Source organism: Streptomyces sp. NBC_01537, from assembly GCF_045040445.1.
GTDB lineage: Bacteria > Actinomycetota > Actinomycetes > Streptomycetales > Streptomycetaceae > Actinacidiphila.
Window position 1 is genome coordinate 4,341,933 of the sequence record NZ_CP109392.1, and the last position, 15,023, is coordinate 4,356,955.

General features: G+C 67.8%; 9 protein-coding genes, 1 tRNA gene and 1 pseudogene. 3 read left to right on the plus strand and 8 right to left on the minus strand.

The genetic code is table 11. The features are described from left to right. The first annotated feature begins 32 nt into the window (after positions 1 to 32). Positions 33 to 4,607 carry a hypothetical protein gene (locus OG607_RS19990; RefSeq protein WP_405724921.1) on the plus strand — a complete coding sequence of 1,525 codons (4,575 nt, stop codon included), beginning with the start codon at positions 33 to 35 and terminating at the stop codon, positions 4,605 to 4,607. A gap of 19 nt (positions 4,608 to 4,626) precedes the next feature. On the opposite strand, the gene OG607_RS19995 is transcribed toward OG607_RS19990, so the two are convergent. Both OG607_RS19995 and OG607_RS20000 read right to left on the minus strand, forming a co-directional pair. Then, positions 4,627 to 8,883 (minus strand): caspase family protein, encoded by a 4,257-nt coding sequence (locus tag OG607_RS19995; protein WP_405724924.1) that lies wholly within the window; start codon positions 8,881 to 8,883, stop codon positions 4,627 to 4,629. Further along, a complete protein-coding gene (locus OG607_RS20000) occupies positions 8,873 to 9,724 on the minus strand; it encodes a hypothetical protein (protein WP_405724927.1) in 852 nt (283 codons plus the stop codon). The genes OG607_RS19995 and OG607_RS20000 overlap by 11 nt, the downstream gene beginning before the upstream one ends. 210 nt (positions 9,725 to 9,934) lie before the next feature. On the opposite strand from OG607_RS20000, the gene OG607_RS20005 reads away from it, so the two are divergent. After that, positions 9,935 to 10,291: an immunity 51 family protein gene (locus OG607_RS20005; RefSeq protein WP_405724930.1), complete on the plus strand. Its 357-nt coding sequence runs from the start codon at positions 9,935 to 9,937 to the stop codon at positions 10,289 to 10,291. A gap of 153 nt (positions 10,292 to 10,444) precedes the next feature. On the opposite strand, the gene OG607_RS20010 is transcribed toward OG607_RS20005, so the two are convergent. The 5 genes and pseudogenes from OG607_RS20010 to OG607_RS20030 form a co-directional block, all read right to left on the minus strand. Next, positions 10,445 to 10,948 carry a hypothetical protein gene (locus OG607_RS20010; RefSeq protein ID WP_405724933.1) on the minus strand — a complete coding sequence of 168 codons (504 nt, stop codon included), beginning with the start codon at positions 10,946 to 10,948 and terminating at the stop codon, positions 10,445 to 10,447. A 7-nt stretch (positions 10,949 to 10,955) separates the two neighbouring features. Then, the gene (locus OG607_RS20015; protein ID WP_405724936.1) at positions 10,956 to 11,420 is read right to left on the minus strand and encodes a hypothetical protein; all 465 of its coding nucleotides are present in this window, start codon (positions 11,418 to 11,420) and stop codon (positions 10,956 to 10,958) included. 484 nt (positions 11,421 to 11,904) lie between these two features. Beyond that, entirely contained in the window at positions 11,905 to 12,105 is a 201-nt protein-coding gene (locus OG607_RS20020) for a hypothetical protein (protein ID WP_405737505.1), read from the minus strand. Positions 12,106 to 12,235: 130 nt separating this feature from the next. Then, positions 12,236 to 12,442 (minus strand): annotated as a pseudogene (locus OG607_RS20025) (transposase); the annotation flags it as partial. 173 nt (positions 12,443 to 12,615) lie between these two features. Further along, a tRNA-Lys gene (locus OG607_RS20030) sits at positions 12,616 to 12,688 on the minus strand. Positions 12,689 to 12,776: 88 nt separating this feature from the next. On the opposite strand from OG607_RS20030, the gene OG607_RS20035 reads away from it, so the two are divergent. Continuing rightward, positions 12,777 to 13,511, plus strand: a complete 735-nt coding sequence (locus OG607_RS20035) for an SDR family NAD(P)-dependent oxidoreductase (RefSeq protein WP_405724939.1) — start codon at positions 12,777 to 12,779, stop codon at positions 13,509 to 13,511. Here the strand turns inward: OG607_RS20035 and OG607_RS20040 are convergent. Beyond that, entirely contained in the window at positions 13,498 to 15,015 is a 1,518-nt protein-coding gene (locus OG607_RS20040; protein WP_405724942.1) for an amino acid permease, read from the minus strand. The genes OG607_RS20035 and OG607_RS20040 overlap by 14 nt on opposite strands. Positions 15,016 to 15,023 lie beyond the last annotated feature (8 nt).

Consider the following 15,023-nt stretch of genomic DNA (forward strand, 5'->3'; position numbering starts at 1 on the left):
AAGGGTCTTGCCGTCCGGGGGGTCGGTAGCGAGTGACGGTTCACGACGAGGGCCGCCGTGGCGAGGAGAAACCATCGGCTGCCGGGGGCCAGGAGGTTTCCGTCCGCCGGCCGCCTGCTGAGATCGAAGAGAGCAGCCCCGGCGAGATACAGCATCTCGCTGAAACGCTCCGTGAGCACTTCTTCGCACGGCTGGGCCTGAGCTTCCGGGACCTCAGCGCCCAAATGGGGGCGGGGTACACCCCCACCACCTTGTCCCGGATCTCGAAAGGCACGAAGGTGCCCTCCTTCGAGGAACTCGAGGCGATCCTGTCCTTCTCGGAGAAAGCGGTCGGCGCCCCGCTTCCTCAGCAGGTGCGAGACGAGATGCGGATCCGCCACCTCAGAGCGATCAGGCAGTCCAACCAGACGGCGTACGACCTGTACATGGCCGTGGAGGAAGTGCGGGCATGGCGGACGCGGTACTCCCAGAATGAGGGCGCGGCGGCGCTGCTGGAAACGCGGTGGCGTCATGCGGTACTTGCCCAGAACCAGGCCGAGGAGCAACTCCAGCGGACGGACTCCGCCACGAAGCGGGAAGCAGCCGCCGCCCACCGGGCTTTGGAGGCCGCACACGAGGAGCGCAGGACCGCGCAGGCGCACAGCCTCCAGATGGCAGCCGAGCTGCATGTGGTGCGCGACGAACTCAAGGAGCAGGTCCGACGGCTGGAATCCGAAGTCACCCGGCTGACAGCGGAGTTGCAAAGTGCCCAGGAAGAGCAGCAGAGGTCGTGGGAAGAGAGGGCGCGGGTAGCGGAACGCCTGACGATAGCCGAGCAGCGGGCGCAGGTGGAGCAGCGGGAACACGTACAGCTCGAGGAGCATGTGACGCTCCTGAACCAGATGCTCCAGCAGGCGAAGGACGAGCGGACGCAGCTTCAGGCCCAGCATGAGATCAGGCTGCAGGAGTACATGGTGCTGGCCGACGCCGAGGCGGCGGTGGAGGCAGCACGCCGCCTGGAGGCGAGGGCCGCGGTGTCTGCGGCCGTCGCCGACACTGGAGCGACGCCTTCCGCCACACACGTTCGTTCGGACGACGATCTGCTGCAGACCGCAGCGGTGGGGAGTCCGTCGCAGGTGGCACAAGTGGTCAATCGACTGGTGGCCCAAGCGGATCCGGACGGTGCGCGGGAAGTTCTGGCACGTGCGGCCGAGCGGCCCGGTGCGGAAGTGGTCGCGTTGGTGCAGGCCCTGGAAGAGGTCGGCTGTTATCCGCAGAAGGAGCTGCTGCTGGTTTCGGCGGCACAACAGCCTGCGGTCACGGTGGCAGCGGCCATCCGAGCTCTGCACGCCGTGGACCGAGCGGCGGAGGTCGGCTGGATGCTGGACGCCGCCGCCCGAGCCGAGGCGAAGGATGTCACCTCACTGACGCTGGAGTTGCTGGGCCAGGGCATGCGCGCCGACGCAGGGCGGTTGCTGGACGCCGCGCCGCCACGGCGCTCGGCGCGCGAGGTGGCCGACCTGGTGGTGGTACTGGTCGGCGCCGGGTGGACCGGTGAGGCGGAACGACTGGTGAAGGATGCCGCGGTACGGCGCTCCGGCCGCGAGATGGTCGAGTTGCTGCGGACCCTGCTGGTCAGTGAGGCCGCTCCGTTCGCCGAGCACATCACGCTCGTCACGGCAGGCCGGCCGGTGGCTGCGGTGGTGGCAGCCGTACAGGCGCTTGCCGAGGCCGGAGAAACCATCGTGATCGGTCAGGTCCTCGAGAAGGTCGGCGGCCGCACTCCGTCGGATGTCGCACGCATCGCCGCGGTGCTGGCCGACAAAGGCTGTGCTCAGGAAGCCGACTGGCTGCTGGACTCGCGCGCTCTGGGCGGCGTCACGGGCATGCTGGAACTCCTGGAACAACTGCATCAGGATGGGCGAGCCGACCTGATCGGCCGTCTTCTGGACGGGCCGGCCAGCTCGTATCCGGCTACGGAGACAGCCGACCTGCTCCTTAAGCTCCACGGGCTGCCGAAGGAGGTATACGGTGCCTTCACCCGCTCGATCGCCCAACGCTCACCTTCTGACCTGCTGGAACTGGTGGGTGTTCTCGGACACCGGCAACAGGACGACATCTCCGCCCAGGTGTTGCAGCAGATCGTCCTCCGGCCCGTCGCGGAGGCGGTCTCATTCCTGGACGAGTTGCTCGATGTGGCCAGTGCCCATATCGCCGACCGGCTGCCGCACATCGTCATCGGTGCGGAACTGCCACTGGGGCACCTTCTCGAAGTCGCCGGCGCGCTTCGAGCGGCGGGGTGGCATTCCGAGGCTCACGAACTGCTCCGGTCAGCGGGCGCTGAACAGCGGATATCACCTTCCGTTCTGATCGAAGCGCTGGGAAATGCCATCTACGGCACGGAGATCCGGCAGCTGCTGGTCGGCTGGAGCAACCGCCCGGCTGACGAGATCATGCCACTGGTGGAGGAGCTGCTGCGATCCGGTCACGGCGCCACCGCATGGTTCGTGCTCGGTCATTTTGTGACCGAGTCCGACGCGGCCGGTCTCGCAGCCGCGCTGAACTTCCTGCGGGAAGCCGGGTGGCACGACGACGCAGACCGACTGATCGATCAGCTGGTCGACGATGTCGAATACTCCGCGTTGGCTGATCTGAGCGAATTGATGTCCGCACAGGACGCCGACACCTTGCTCCTCCGTATCGCTGCGTACGGCGACCCCGGCGATGTGGCCGCCATGCTTGTCGCCCTCGCTGCCACCGGGAGTTGGTGGGCGTTAATCGAGGTGCTGCAAGCCGCTGCGAGGTGTCCGGGGAAGCGCATGCTGGATGTCGCCGTGCATCTGACGGGCATGCACCGGCCTCGGCAAGCCGCCTGGCTCGCAGCCCAGGGGAGCAGGGGCGGTCCTCGCCGTAAGCCTTCCGTACCGTGTGGAGAATCGGCGAACGAGGGCTTCGAAATGGCCAAGTCGGCGCTCGAACACGACGATCCCGATCTCGCTCTGCGGGTGCTGCTGGAGTCGATCCGGTCCTTCTCGACGGGCGAGGTCATCGCCCTACTCGAAGTGCTGGACTCGGGCGAGCCGTTGCTGGGCTTCGCGCTCCACATAGCCGACCAGTCCGCCGATGCCGTTCCGGGTCTGTACCCCACGGCCGTATCCGACATCTGTGACCTCACGTACCTCCTGCGGCAGAAGCTTCACCTGCCCAAGCGCGCAGACCGCGTTCTGGAGTTCGCTGTACAAGAACTGAGTGTCGAGTCGATCGCCACCTTGATGGAGACGCTCCACCAGAAGAACCGCCGCGATGACCTGGCGCATGTACGCAACTGCGCGCCGCGGTATCTGCCACAGCCGCACCTGATCGCCTTGGCTGCGGAGGTGCTGCGCTTCGACGTGAAGGCGGCTCGTTCCATGATGTGGAAGGCTCTGCGATCTGATACTTCCACTGACGACTTGCGGGAGCTGGCGAGCTTCACTATCGACAGCGGCCTCGGTACTCGCGCCGAAGTCACGGACCTCATCAACCGGCACCGGCCGGCCGATGTGGCGGCGGTGTTCTGGATCGGGCCCGAGGCCAAGGGTGACGCGGGAGCGGATGGCACCGAGGCGGACGGGCGGAAGCGGGCACCTCACCACGAGGGCACGGCCGGCGCGGTGGAGGCGAACAGTGACACCGGCGATCGCGTAGAAGCCGGCCTGCGGCCAGAGCCGCCGGTTCTGTTCGACCAGGAGGCAGCCAGCGAGGAGTTCGACCCACACGCAGTGGACACCCGTCGGCTTTTCCTGCTGTGGCGCCGGGAGTTGGAGAACCATCCCTTGCTCAAGGGCGACCAACTCCTCCAGGCGTGGATCGACGGCTGCCGAGATCCCTACGAGTTCCTGCACCACAGAGCGGGCGAGGTGAGCCAGGCGCTGTACCTCGCCCTGCTGAGGCTGCCCAGCCCGGATGCTCACGACCTCCGGCTCGGACTCAACGCCATCTGCCACTGGCTGCCTGCCACCCCCTGGGAGATCCCCGCGGAAGCCGGCGGGACGTTTCGGCTCCATCCGCCCGGGCCCGCCTCCGGCGTCTCTCTCATCATGCAGCGCGGCAAGAACAGCCAGAGCCTGCTGGATCCCTACCTCTCCAGCGCGGTCTCCGACACGCTGGAGCTGATCAGCAGGGATCGCACCCTGAGGATCATCAGCTCGTCCGGCCAGCTCCTCGCCTTGCGCTCGGGATCAGGAAGCACGTTCCTGGGCGGTCGGCGTTCAGCAGCCGATGCCGTGCACCGCGCCGCACAGGAAGCCGCCGACGTCCGCGGGGCGGCACAGATAGCGCATCATGTGCAGGTTTACGGCCATCTCGATCAGGTACTGGGAAGCCTGGTCCATCAGATTCCCGCCGCGCCCGACAGCTGGTGGGGACAGCGCCGGAGTGCCTTGCTGGCCCGCCTGGAGATCATGATCAAACCTTCCGGGGCACGCACCGCGCTCGGCGACGCCACACTCGCTGCGGACGGCGAGCGAGTGATCTGGAACGTCGCGCCGGCCATCCACCACCCTGGGTACAAGTCTCGGGGAACAGTCATGGTGATCGGGCCCGAAGGCGTCAAAGCCCGTTCCTTCAGCATTGACGTATTGCGCTGAGCCCCCAGCATCGGCAGGCTCATTGGCATGTCCACGACCGACTGCCAGGAGTCATGACGATCACGTCCCACCCGCACCCCACGACCAGCTCTCCCTCGGGGCCGATGGCCAGCGCATGCACGCTCCCGGGCTGGGGCAGGACCGCAGTGCAGATCCCTGTGGTCACATCCCATTGCCGGACCGTCGCGTCGCGACTGCCGGTGACGAGCATGACCCCGCCCAGGGGCGCTGCGCAGGCGGTTGCGTAGACCGCGCCATCGTGACCCTGCAAGGACATGGGCTCGCCCTCACCGGAGAGGTCCCATACATACGCCGTTCCAACGGTGTCACCGGAGAGCGCGAGGGTACGGCCGCCGACGGCGACGCACGCCACGCTCACCACGCCTGAGGAGTGGCCGTCGAGCTGCGCGATCTCCTGATGAGTTATCAGGTCCCAGACCCGTACCGTTCTGTCTCCGGAGCCGGTGACGGCGACGGGCCGGCCACCGATGGTCGTGCAGGCAACCGCTTCAACCGAGGTGGCATGGCCTTCGAGGACCGCTACCGGCTGGCCGGCGACCAAATCCCAGATGTGTACGGCTCCACTGCTGTCGCCCATGACGGCGAGGTGACGGTTCCCCGCGCGGGTGTACGCCACAGCGTTCACCTGCTCGGCGGTCATCTCGCCCAGCGCCGTGATGTCGCCCGTAAGCGGATTCCACAGCTCCAGGACACCAAGGCGTGCGACGGTATCGGCGATGAGGACGACCGGCTGACCGGGCAGGTCCGCACAGGCCAGCGCGTCCGTCCATGCACGGGGGCCGGTCAGACCGGCCCGCAGCACGCCCGTGGCCAGGTCCAGGGCCTGAGCGAACAGCCCGCGGCCAGCCGCGACGACCACCGCCTGGCCTGCTATCTCGGTGCACAAAGCGGCCTGTACGTCGCCGTGAAAGAGCCGCATCCGCCCCGTTGCGGGCTCCGTACCGGGTTCGGGAGCGGCTGCGACATCCCAGACCCGCACGCTTCGGTCGTCGCCACCCGTGACGGCGACGAGTTTCCCGTCCACGACAGCGCATCCGACGCCCTCGACCCATCCGGCGTGCCCGGTGAGCACCCCCCGCTGACGCCCGGTCAGCAGATCCCAGATCTTGGCCGTTCCGTCAATACTGGTGGTCACGGCGACTGGACCGCTCGGCATCTCATGACAGGCGATGCCGGTAACCCCGGGGTCCCAGCCCAGCACGAGACGTCTCCCCACGGTGAGATCCCACACCCACACTTCCTGGTCGCCTGCGGCAACGACGGCCCGGAAACGCTCCCCATGCGCGGCGAGCGCCACCGCTCGCACTTTCGTGGAGCGGTGGCGGCTCTCTGCGGTGGAGCGGGTGCGAGCGGCCCAAAGGCCGAGTTGACGGCCGGTGTCGAGGTCCCACACTCGGAGTTCGCCGCTCTCGTCACCGGTGATGGCGACGGACCGCTCGTCCGTCGTGACGCACGCCGCGGCCGTCACCTGGTGCGTATGTCCTTCGAGCGTGGCTAGTCGACGGCGGGTGGCAAGGTCCCAAATCTGCACATCGCCGTTGTCGTGACCGGTGACGGCGACGGGCCCGTCCTTCGTCGTGGTGCACGCCACCGCCCGGACCCCCGGGTCGTAGCCCATGAGAACAGCGAGCTGGCGGCCTGTGGCAAGGTCCCATACCCGCACGCCGTCATGGAAGTCGATGCTGACAGCGGTCGGCTTTCCCTCCAGCGTCGTGCAGGCGATTGCGCCCACCGGGTGGTTCACCTGCCACTCGATGGTCTGTTCCACATCGGTCAGGTCCCACACCCGCACGGTCATGTGGTCACTGGTGACAGCGACGGGCCGGTCGGCCGGGCCGCCGCAGGCGACCGCCCGCACCGTACCGGTATGGCCGTTGAGCATCGCCCGCAGCGCGCCACTCACCTGCCGCGAGGTCGCCCAGCGAACCTTCCAGGGCAGGCCGTCGGTGAAGGCACGTCGCAGCGATTCGTCACGGTGGCGAGCCGCGTCAGCGGCAAGGACGTAGCGCCGTCCTTCCGGGTCGAGGAGGCGGTGGCGGCCTGCCGAGGAGCGGTAGACCGCGGCGATGCGCCGCCCTTCGTCACGGCGCACGTAGCGAAGAGCGTTGAGCAGGGTGTCGGGGGCAGCGTGAACGAGGTAGCCGGTGTCGGCGATGAGGGCGTCGAGGTGACCGGCGGATGCGCGGGCGGCGTGGGTGGCGAGATGGCGCAGGGCATAGGGGTGCGCGTGTGCCCAGTCGCGGGTGCCGTCCGCCGCGTAGGGGACACGGTCGATGAGCCCGGTGGTCATGGCGTCGTGAGCGGTGCGCGGGTCGGTATCCGCCCGCAGATGTTCGGCGAGAGCTTGGTGGTAGAGCCGGTAGGCGGACCGGTCGGTCTCGGTGGCCTCGACGATGTAGGAGCCGGCGTTGCGATTAAGCCAGTGCAGGTCCTCATCGGTGTACCTACGGTCGGCCAGACGGGAGGCGAGCGGCGCCCAGAGGTCTTCCCACGGCAGGCCCTGGCCCTGAGCCCAGGCCAGGGGGCGTAGCAGGTCACGGGCGCGTGCCGCGTCCGGGCCGAGCCTGGTGTCCAGGTCGTGGCGCATCGCGTCGCCCGGGACACGGGGCAGCGAGGCGCGCCAGACCTGGTCGTCGGGCGAGGGTATCCGGGGGTCGCGGGCGAGGGCGGTCGCGTTGATCCGGGCGACGAGGAAGGACGGCATGGCCGATTCGGCGACGGCGGTCGCGACCGCCCGGAGCCGCTCGGTCCCGGCTGCCGGGTAGGGGCTGTCGGGTGCGGCCTGCAGCAGATTGCGGACGGTGTAGTGGGTGAGCGCCCGGAGGTCGGCGTAGCGGTCGGCGTCCAGATCGACGGTTTCCGTCCGGGGAAGACCGAGAGCGCCCAGGAGGTGGGGCCGGGTACCGAGAAGCAGTCGCAGGCGGCCGTCCGCACGGTCGATGAGCGGTCGGAGCACGGTGCTGACGAGGGAGGCGGGGGTCGCAGCCTCTTCCAGGGCGTCGATGATCGCGGTCAGCGGCCGGGTGCGGCCCCGCAGCGCGGTAAGCAGTTCGCCCACCGTGGTGACCTCAACGCCAGCAGCGGCCGCCAGACCTTCCAAGATCTGGCCGTCGGTGAGCTGTTGGGCATAGATCGTGACATCCACCGCGCCCTGTGGGGGGACCGCCGCAGCGGGCAGGCCGAGGGTGTGCAAGGGCACGGTACGCCGGTGGTCGGGGTGGCAAAGGGCGCCGATCAGGCCCAGCACAGCACTCTTTCCGGAGCCTGGCCCCGCAGTGACGACCAGGGCGGACGAGCCGCCGGCGGATTCGGTGAGCCAGGCGGTAATGTCGGTGAGCGCTTGGTGGCGGCCGGAGAACCACCAGCCGCCGGCACGGCCGCTGTAGCCGTGATCGCCCATGGCCTTCACCAGCAGCGTCCGGCGCATTTCGGTCTCGCGGAGTTCCGTGACGCTGTCCCTGCGGGCCGCTCGCCGCAAGGCGAGTTCGTCCCGGGCATCGCGGCGGGGGTTGAGAAAGAAAGGGGGTACCCGACCCGACAACCCGGCCTGGGTGAGGGTGATGCGGTGATAGGGCGGCCGGTCGTCATGGGCATTCATGGCTGCGACCACGGCGTCCACCGCCAGGGTGGCGGGGGCGTGCCCCGCGAGCGCCTCGTTGTGTACGGCCTCGGTGAGCAAATGCGGGAACGCGCCCACCTGAGCCTGCTCATCGGGTTGAGCGGAGCTGACGACGACGAAGCCGGTGCCGGTGTCGGACTGCCAGGCGCTGGTCACGCGGTCCAAGACATCGGCGGCAGCCTCGTTACCGCCCCGCCCCGAATAGCACGTGTCCAGCAGAAGCATCAGACGCCGTACCGGTGTGCCGAGCAGCATCGCGCGGGCCACTTCCACAGTGGGCAGAGCGTAGTGAAGGTCGTCGGGATCTGTGTCGGCGGTCAGCAGGACGTGCCGCTGGCCTTCCTCCACCACCTCCCCGTGCCCGGCGATGTAGACGGTGACCAGGTCATCCGGATGTCGCTGCTCCGACCGAGCGAACTCACGCAGTCCGTCAGTGAGCTGGTTCTTGGTCGGGTTCAGTCCGAGGCCTGCGACGAGCTGATAGCCGAGGTCGCGGGTGAAGAGCTCGACAATCTGCTGCCGGGCATCCGCCAGATCGGGCTCGTTCCACTGCGGGGCCTTGGGATAGGTGGTGATAGCCGTGGCGATCAGATAGCGGCGGCCTCTCCTGCCTCCGCCGTCCAACTCACCGAGCACCGAGCCCCCTGGCGATCGCCTCACCGGTCAGCGCCTCGGTCAGATAGGCGGACGCATCGTGTGCACGGGCGCCGTTGTGTACCAATACCGAGATCACCCGCTCGCCGAAGAACGCACTGAGGTCCTTCTCCAACGCCACCACGTCTCCAGCGTCCGCCACGTTCGTCCAAACCAATGAGCTGCCCCCGGGCCATGCCCCTGGCTCAGGCCGCAGCCGCTCGAAGATCAGGTTCCGTACACCCAGCGGGGAGCCGAGCGTGACAAATGCCCGCACCCGGTCCTGGGGCATCGTGCACAGTGCCTCGTAGGCCACCACCGAGCCCAGCGAGTGCGCCACCACGACCTCCGTGTCCCGGCCCATCGCGGACCAGACGCGTTCGATCGCGTCTCCGCGCAGTTGCGGATCCGTCAGATAGCGGCTGACCTGCTTGAGGTCGAAGATCAGCGAGCTCATCGCGACCTCGGCGAAGAACTTCGACTGCGACAGCGCCCGCAATCCGGCCTGCACCGACCCCGGTACCCGCACCAGCGTCTGTGCGTCCGGCGGGACCACGCCAGGATCCACTTGCGCCGCATGCCGCCACCAGCTCAGCAGCAGTTCCTCTTCCAGCCCGCCCTCGACATCCGCCGCCTTGTACCTCGGATCCCCCACGCCCAGTCTCCGCCCGGGTGGCCGGAACAGATCTCCGTAGAAGGCGACCCCCACCTCGGCACCCAACATCGCATCCGGTGCCCCGCCCCGCCGCATCCCATCCCGCATCGCCGGCACCCACTCGTTGCTCAGTGACTGCTCCCCCGACTGCTGCTTACCGATTCCGTGCACACAAACGACCCGAGCCACACAATCCCCCTCTTGTCATCCGAAGCGCTGCATTCACCTTAGACATCGCCTCTCCTGGCTGTCCGTCAGGTCAGGGAAGCCGTTGCCCAGCGAGGACGAACGCAGGCTGGCCCCCGAGTACCAGGCCGACACCGACTGACGGGGAGGGAGGTGTTCGATCCGACGAGGAGGGCGTGTTCGATTGTCAGTGGCGGCCCATAAGGTCGGCCCATGACTGATCGCGACACTTTCGCACCCCTGGTCTTCTTCGAGTACGACCACAAGCCCGGCAGTTTCTGCCTCATGCTCAGTGACCAGCACATGCTGGACACCGAGAAGGTCTTCGCGGACCGCGGGTACGAAGGCAACGGGTACGGCTGGGCCGGCGTGGCACGATCCGCGGTGCGCTCACGCGCCCCCGAACTGACCGACCGCTTCGGCCTCGACCCCGAGGCGGGCATGTTCGTCGCGTACGGCGAGGACGCGGACGCCCTGCGGGCCCTGGCACCGCTGCTGGTGCAGGCGCTCGAAGACCACCGTGTGCTGGGAGAGTTGATCGACGCCGGCGAGCCGGACTGGTTCGACTGAGGCAGTCCGCGACCGACGCGCGGGTGCATCCCCAGCCACTCCTGCCGCGGAAGTACAGGAGGACGGGACCTGGCTACACCCGGACCGGATCACCGACCTCTTCGAGCGGCTGGTGACCACCTCTGGCTTCCCGTCGAGGTGTCTGCTTGCCGCCTATTTCATGTCGAGGGCGAACTCACAGTTCAGGGACTGGCGGTACGACCGTCCGTCCTGGGTGTAGTACACCTCGCATCCCTTGATGTGCTGGGATATTTTGCCGGTCACGTGCAGGTGCACCATCGCGTACTTGTCGCTGAGCACCCCTGGCTTGATGGTGTAGGGGTGTGCGGCGTAGTTCGGGGTCTTATCGAGTTCGGGTCCGCCCTCGTGAGAGGAGTCGTCGTAGGCCAGCTGATGACCCGATGTGTGATACACCGAATACACCGGGTATCCGACGACCTTGACCCCGGGCGGGACACTCGCCACGCGGAATCGAGTGATCGAGATGGATTCCTTTGACTTGTTCTTGAGGAGCGGGAAAGCGAACCGGTAATTCCTGCCGATCTTGGCATTCGGATATCCGATCACCATACCGGAGCCCTCACCAAGCAGGGCAGTTCCGGTCTCTATACCATTGGCCGAGCATCCGGTGACCCCGAGTAGAAGGATCAGAACCACGGTGGCTTTAGAACGAATAGATGACACCGGGTTTCCCCTCTACGCCGTCCTTGGCACCCCAGACGTCGTGTTCATGCGATCCGCCGTTGTAGGAGGCTTCGAGGGAGAGCACGCCTCCGTTGGCGTCGGCCAGCGCCTGGAGGTCGCTGGGCAGAGCGGACGGCAGGGTGAAGGACCAGGTTCCGTCCGACGTGGTGGTGGCGGTACCCACGCTGGTGGGGGTGACCGTGGTCCCGTCGTCGGGCACGGAGTCCACGGCGGTCAGCTCAACGGTCGCGCCGGCCAGGGGCGCGCCGTTGCCCAGGGTGAATTTGCCGCTGACCGTGGCCGGGCCGGAGGCCGGGGGGACGCTGCTCGGGCTGGGCGCGACTGTGACCGTCGGGCCGCTGGCCGGCGGGGCTGCGGAGCCGGTGGGCTTGACGTCGGTCTCTGTGGGCGTGGGTGTGGCACTGGTGGTCGGGCTGGTGCTCACTGTGCTGCCGCAACCTGTGCTGACGGCATCGGTAATCGCCGCCGTGCAAGCGGCATCGGCAGGGGACGCCGTTCCCAGGCCGATTACTGCGGATGCCACTGCAATACTCAGGACAGTGGCGAGCGCGAGCTGTCTACCTGATTTTTGGGTCATGAAAGTGTTTTCCCCGATTTGATGAGTTAAGCCACGCGAAAAGTGCGACTGTGAATTACAGCGGGGAATCAGGCCGGGTCAATGGCCTGGAAAGGACTCGCACTCATTGATTCCCCCACTCGTCGTGCACGACATTGCCGTTTGCGACTGAAGCGGAACCTAGCGCAGTTGTCATTGAATGGTCAACGAGCTTTTGGAATACTTTACCGCTTACCTCAAATGCCGCTCAAGTCTTTTCAAGCAAGATTAGCAATTGGGGTACTTTGTCGCGGTCTGGAGTATCCAGTCTGCGTGTTTCGCTCGACGGTCATCCGTGTACTACAGCGGCAGATCATGTGACCCTTGATCGGTTGTGTCGTTGAGCGGTCCTGCTGGTGGATGTGACGAAGGCGCAACTCGGCGAGTGCGCCGAGGACTTGGCTGTCCTGGCGAGGAGGTCGAACGCGAGGGAGACGATCTCCAGCCAGATCCGGTTCTGGGCGGTGTCGTGCGTCACCGCCGCCGGGAGTTCGACCTCGTCTGATGAAGGCATTCGCCACCGGCCGGTGTGGTCGGTGAGGTGCCTTCGCAGATCGGTCCAGCTCCAGCGGTGCAGCCGAATCCACTTGACCGGCCAGCTCCCAGACCCGCGTGCGTACTTCGGCTCGCGCCGTGCGGATCGCGGTGAGGGCCTTCGGTGCGGCTGCGGCGAGGGCGTCGATGAGACGGGAGACCGTCGGGCCGGACGCCACCGGGCCGAACACGTCGGGCTCGGCCCGCAGCATGGCGGCATCGGCGAGGCAGTCCCCGCCCAGAGCCGTCGCGAGCGCGACATCCAGCAGGACTTTGCCCGGGTCGTGCACCGTCCGCGGCTTGCGCCACGGCGCCATTGCCCCGAGCCGGCCAAGGAGGCAGCAGAAGCCGCGGCGAAGCTCATCCCGGGGAGAATCATGGTCCGGCCCGCTCACGCACCCGCCCTCAGAACGCACCGCGGCCCCTCCGGTCGGAACCGGAGGGGCCGCGTTCACGCAGGACAGCGGTGGCGAGACCAACCGCCTGCGGGTAGGCCGTGTGGGACTCGAACCCACAACCAATGGATTAAAAGTCCACTGCTCTGCCAATTGAGCTAACGGCCCGCACACCGCAGCATAGCCGGACCTCGGCACCGGCTCCGAGCGCATTGACGATCAGGCGGCGTGGCAGTGGCGTGGCAGGATCGCCGGCATGGTGGAAGATCAGCGACCGGTGGCTCTGGTGACGGGGTCGACGTCGGGTATCGGGGAGGCCGTGGCGCGCCGGATGGCGGCGGATGGGATGCGGGTGGTGGTGCACTCGCGGCGGAGCCGGGAGGCGGGGGAGGGTCTGGCGGCGGAGCTGGGCGGGAGTTACGGGCAGGCGGATCTGGGGGATGAGGAGCAGGCGCGGGGGCTGGTGGAGGGGGCCGTGGAGCGGTACGGGCGGCTGGATGTGCTGGTGAACAACGCGGGGATCAGCTGGCCGATCCCGCACGGGGATCTGGCGGCGGCGTCGGCCGAGGACTGGCGGCGGCTGCTGGAGGTGAATCTGATCGCGCCGTGGGTGCTGTGCACGGCGGCGCTGCCCGCCCTGAGGGTGGCGCCCGGGGGCGGGAGCATTGTGAATATCACCAGCCACGCGGGCGTACGGCCGAAGGGGTCATCGATTCCGTACGCGGCGAGCAAGGCGGCCCTGAATCACGTCACGAAGCTGCTGGCGGCGGCGCTGGGGCCGGAGGTGCGGGTGAACGCGATCGCGCCGGGGCTGGTGGACACGCCGATGACGAAGGACTGGGCCGACGCCCACGAGCTGTGGCGGGAGCGGTCGCCGATGCGGCGGCCGGCGCAGCCCGTGGACGTGGCCGATCTGGTGGCGTCGGTGGTGGCGCACGGGTATCTGACGGGCGAGGTCATCCTCCTCGACGGCGGGCTCAATCTCCGGTAGCGGTGGGGGCGGGGGTAACGGCGGCCGCAACCCGGTCGCCCTGCATGAACCACGTACGGGCGCTCACGAACCACCACACCGCCGCGAAGCCCAGCACCACCGCCACGGCCACCGGGGCGTAGTTGAAGGTGCCGACCTTGACGGGGCTGACCTGGGGCAGCATGAACAGGACGGTGATGAGGGCCACCCACGCCACCGCGAGGACGCCGATGGGGCGGGACCAGCGGCCGAGGTGCCAGGGGCCGCGTTCGAAGGCGTCGCCCTTGAAGAGGCGCAGGAGGGTGGGGATGACGTAGGCGATGTAGAGGCCGATGACGGCGATGGAGGTGACGGCGGCGTAGGCGGCGTAGTTGATGAGGTAGGGCAGGCCGAGGGCGAGGGCGCCGAGGGCGGCCAGCCAGACGGCGTTGGTCGGGGTCTTGGTACGCGGGTTGATGTGCCGCCAGAAGCGGGAGAAGGGGAGGGCGCCGTCCCGTGAGAAGGCGTAGATCATGCGGGAGTTGGCGGTGACGGAGGCCATGCCGCAGAAGAGCTGGGCGCCGATCACCACCAGGAGGAGGAGCTTGCCGGCCGTGGCGCCGAGGCCGTCGATGAGGATCTGGGCAGGGGGGACGCCGGTGGGGCTGCCGGCGACGGCGGCGTAGTCCTGGATGGCGTAGGTGAAGCCGAGGAGGAGGACGAAGCCGGCTATCCAGGAGGTCCATATCGAGCGGACGATGCCGCGCGGGCCGGCGGTGGAGGCGTCGTGGGTCTCCTCGGTCATGTGGGCGGAGGCGTCGTAGCCGGTGAAGGTGTACTGGGCCATGAGCAGGCCGATGAGGACGACGTAGAAGCCGCTTCCCCAACCGGTCTCGTTGACGAAGTGGGTGAAGACGAACGAGGTCGACTGGTGCTGGTCGGGCACGAAGGTCAGCGCGCCGACGATGAGGGCGACGCCCGCCACGTGCCACCACACGCTGATGTCGTTGAGCACGGCCACGATGCGCACGCCGAAGGTGTTGAGCCCGCCGTGCAGGACCAGGATCGCGGCGAACAGGATGACCGTGTGGCCGGGGGTGGCGTCGAAGCCGAACTGCAGGTCCAGGTAGGCGTTGAGGAAGCTGGCCGCACCGAAGTCGATGCCCGCGGTGACCGCGACCTGCCCCAGGACGTTGAACCAGCCCGCGAACCAGGCCCAGGCCGCCGCGCTGTCCGGGGGCGCCAGCCGGTGCGCCCAGTAGTAGAGGCCGGCGGAGGTCGGGTACGCGGAGCAGATCTCGGCCATCGAGAGCCCGACGACCAGGGTCATCAGGCCGACGCCGACCCAGCCCCAGGTGATGACGGCGGGGCCGCCGGTGTTCATGCCGAAGAGGTAGAGGGTCAGGCAGCCGGAGAGGACGGAGATGATGGTGAAGGAGACCGCGAAGTTCGAGAACGCGGACATGCGGCGGGCCAGCACCTGGGTGTAGCCGAGTTGGCGGAGGCGTTCCTCATCAGAGAGTGGTTCCGAGATGGGAGCTGTCATGCCCCCAG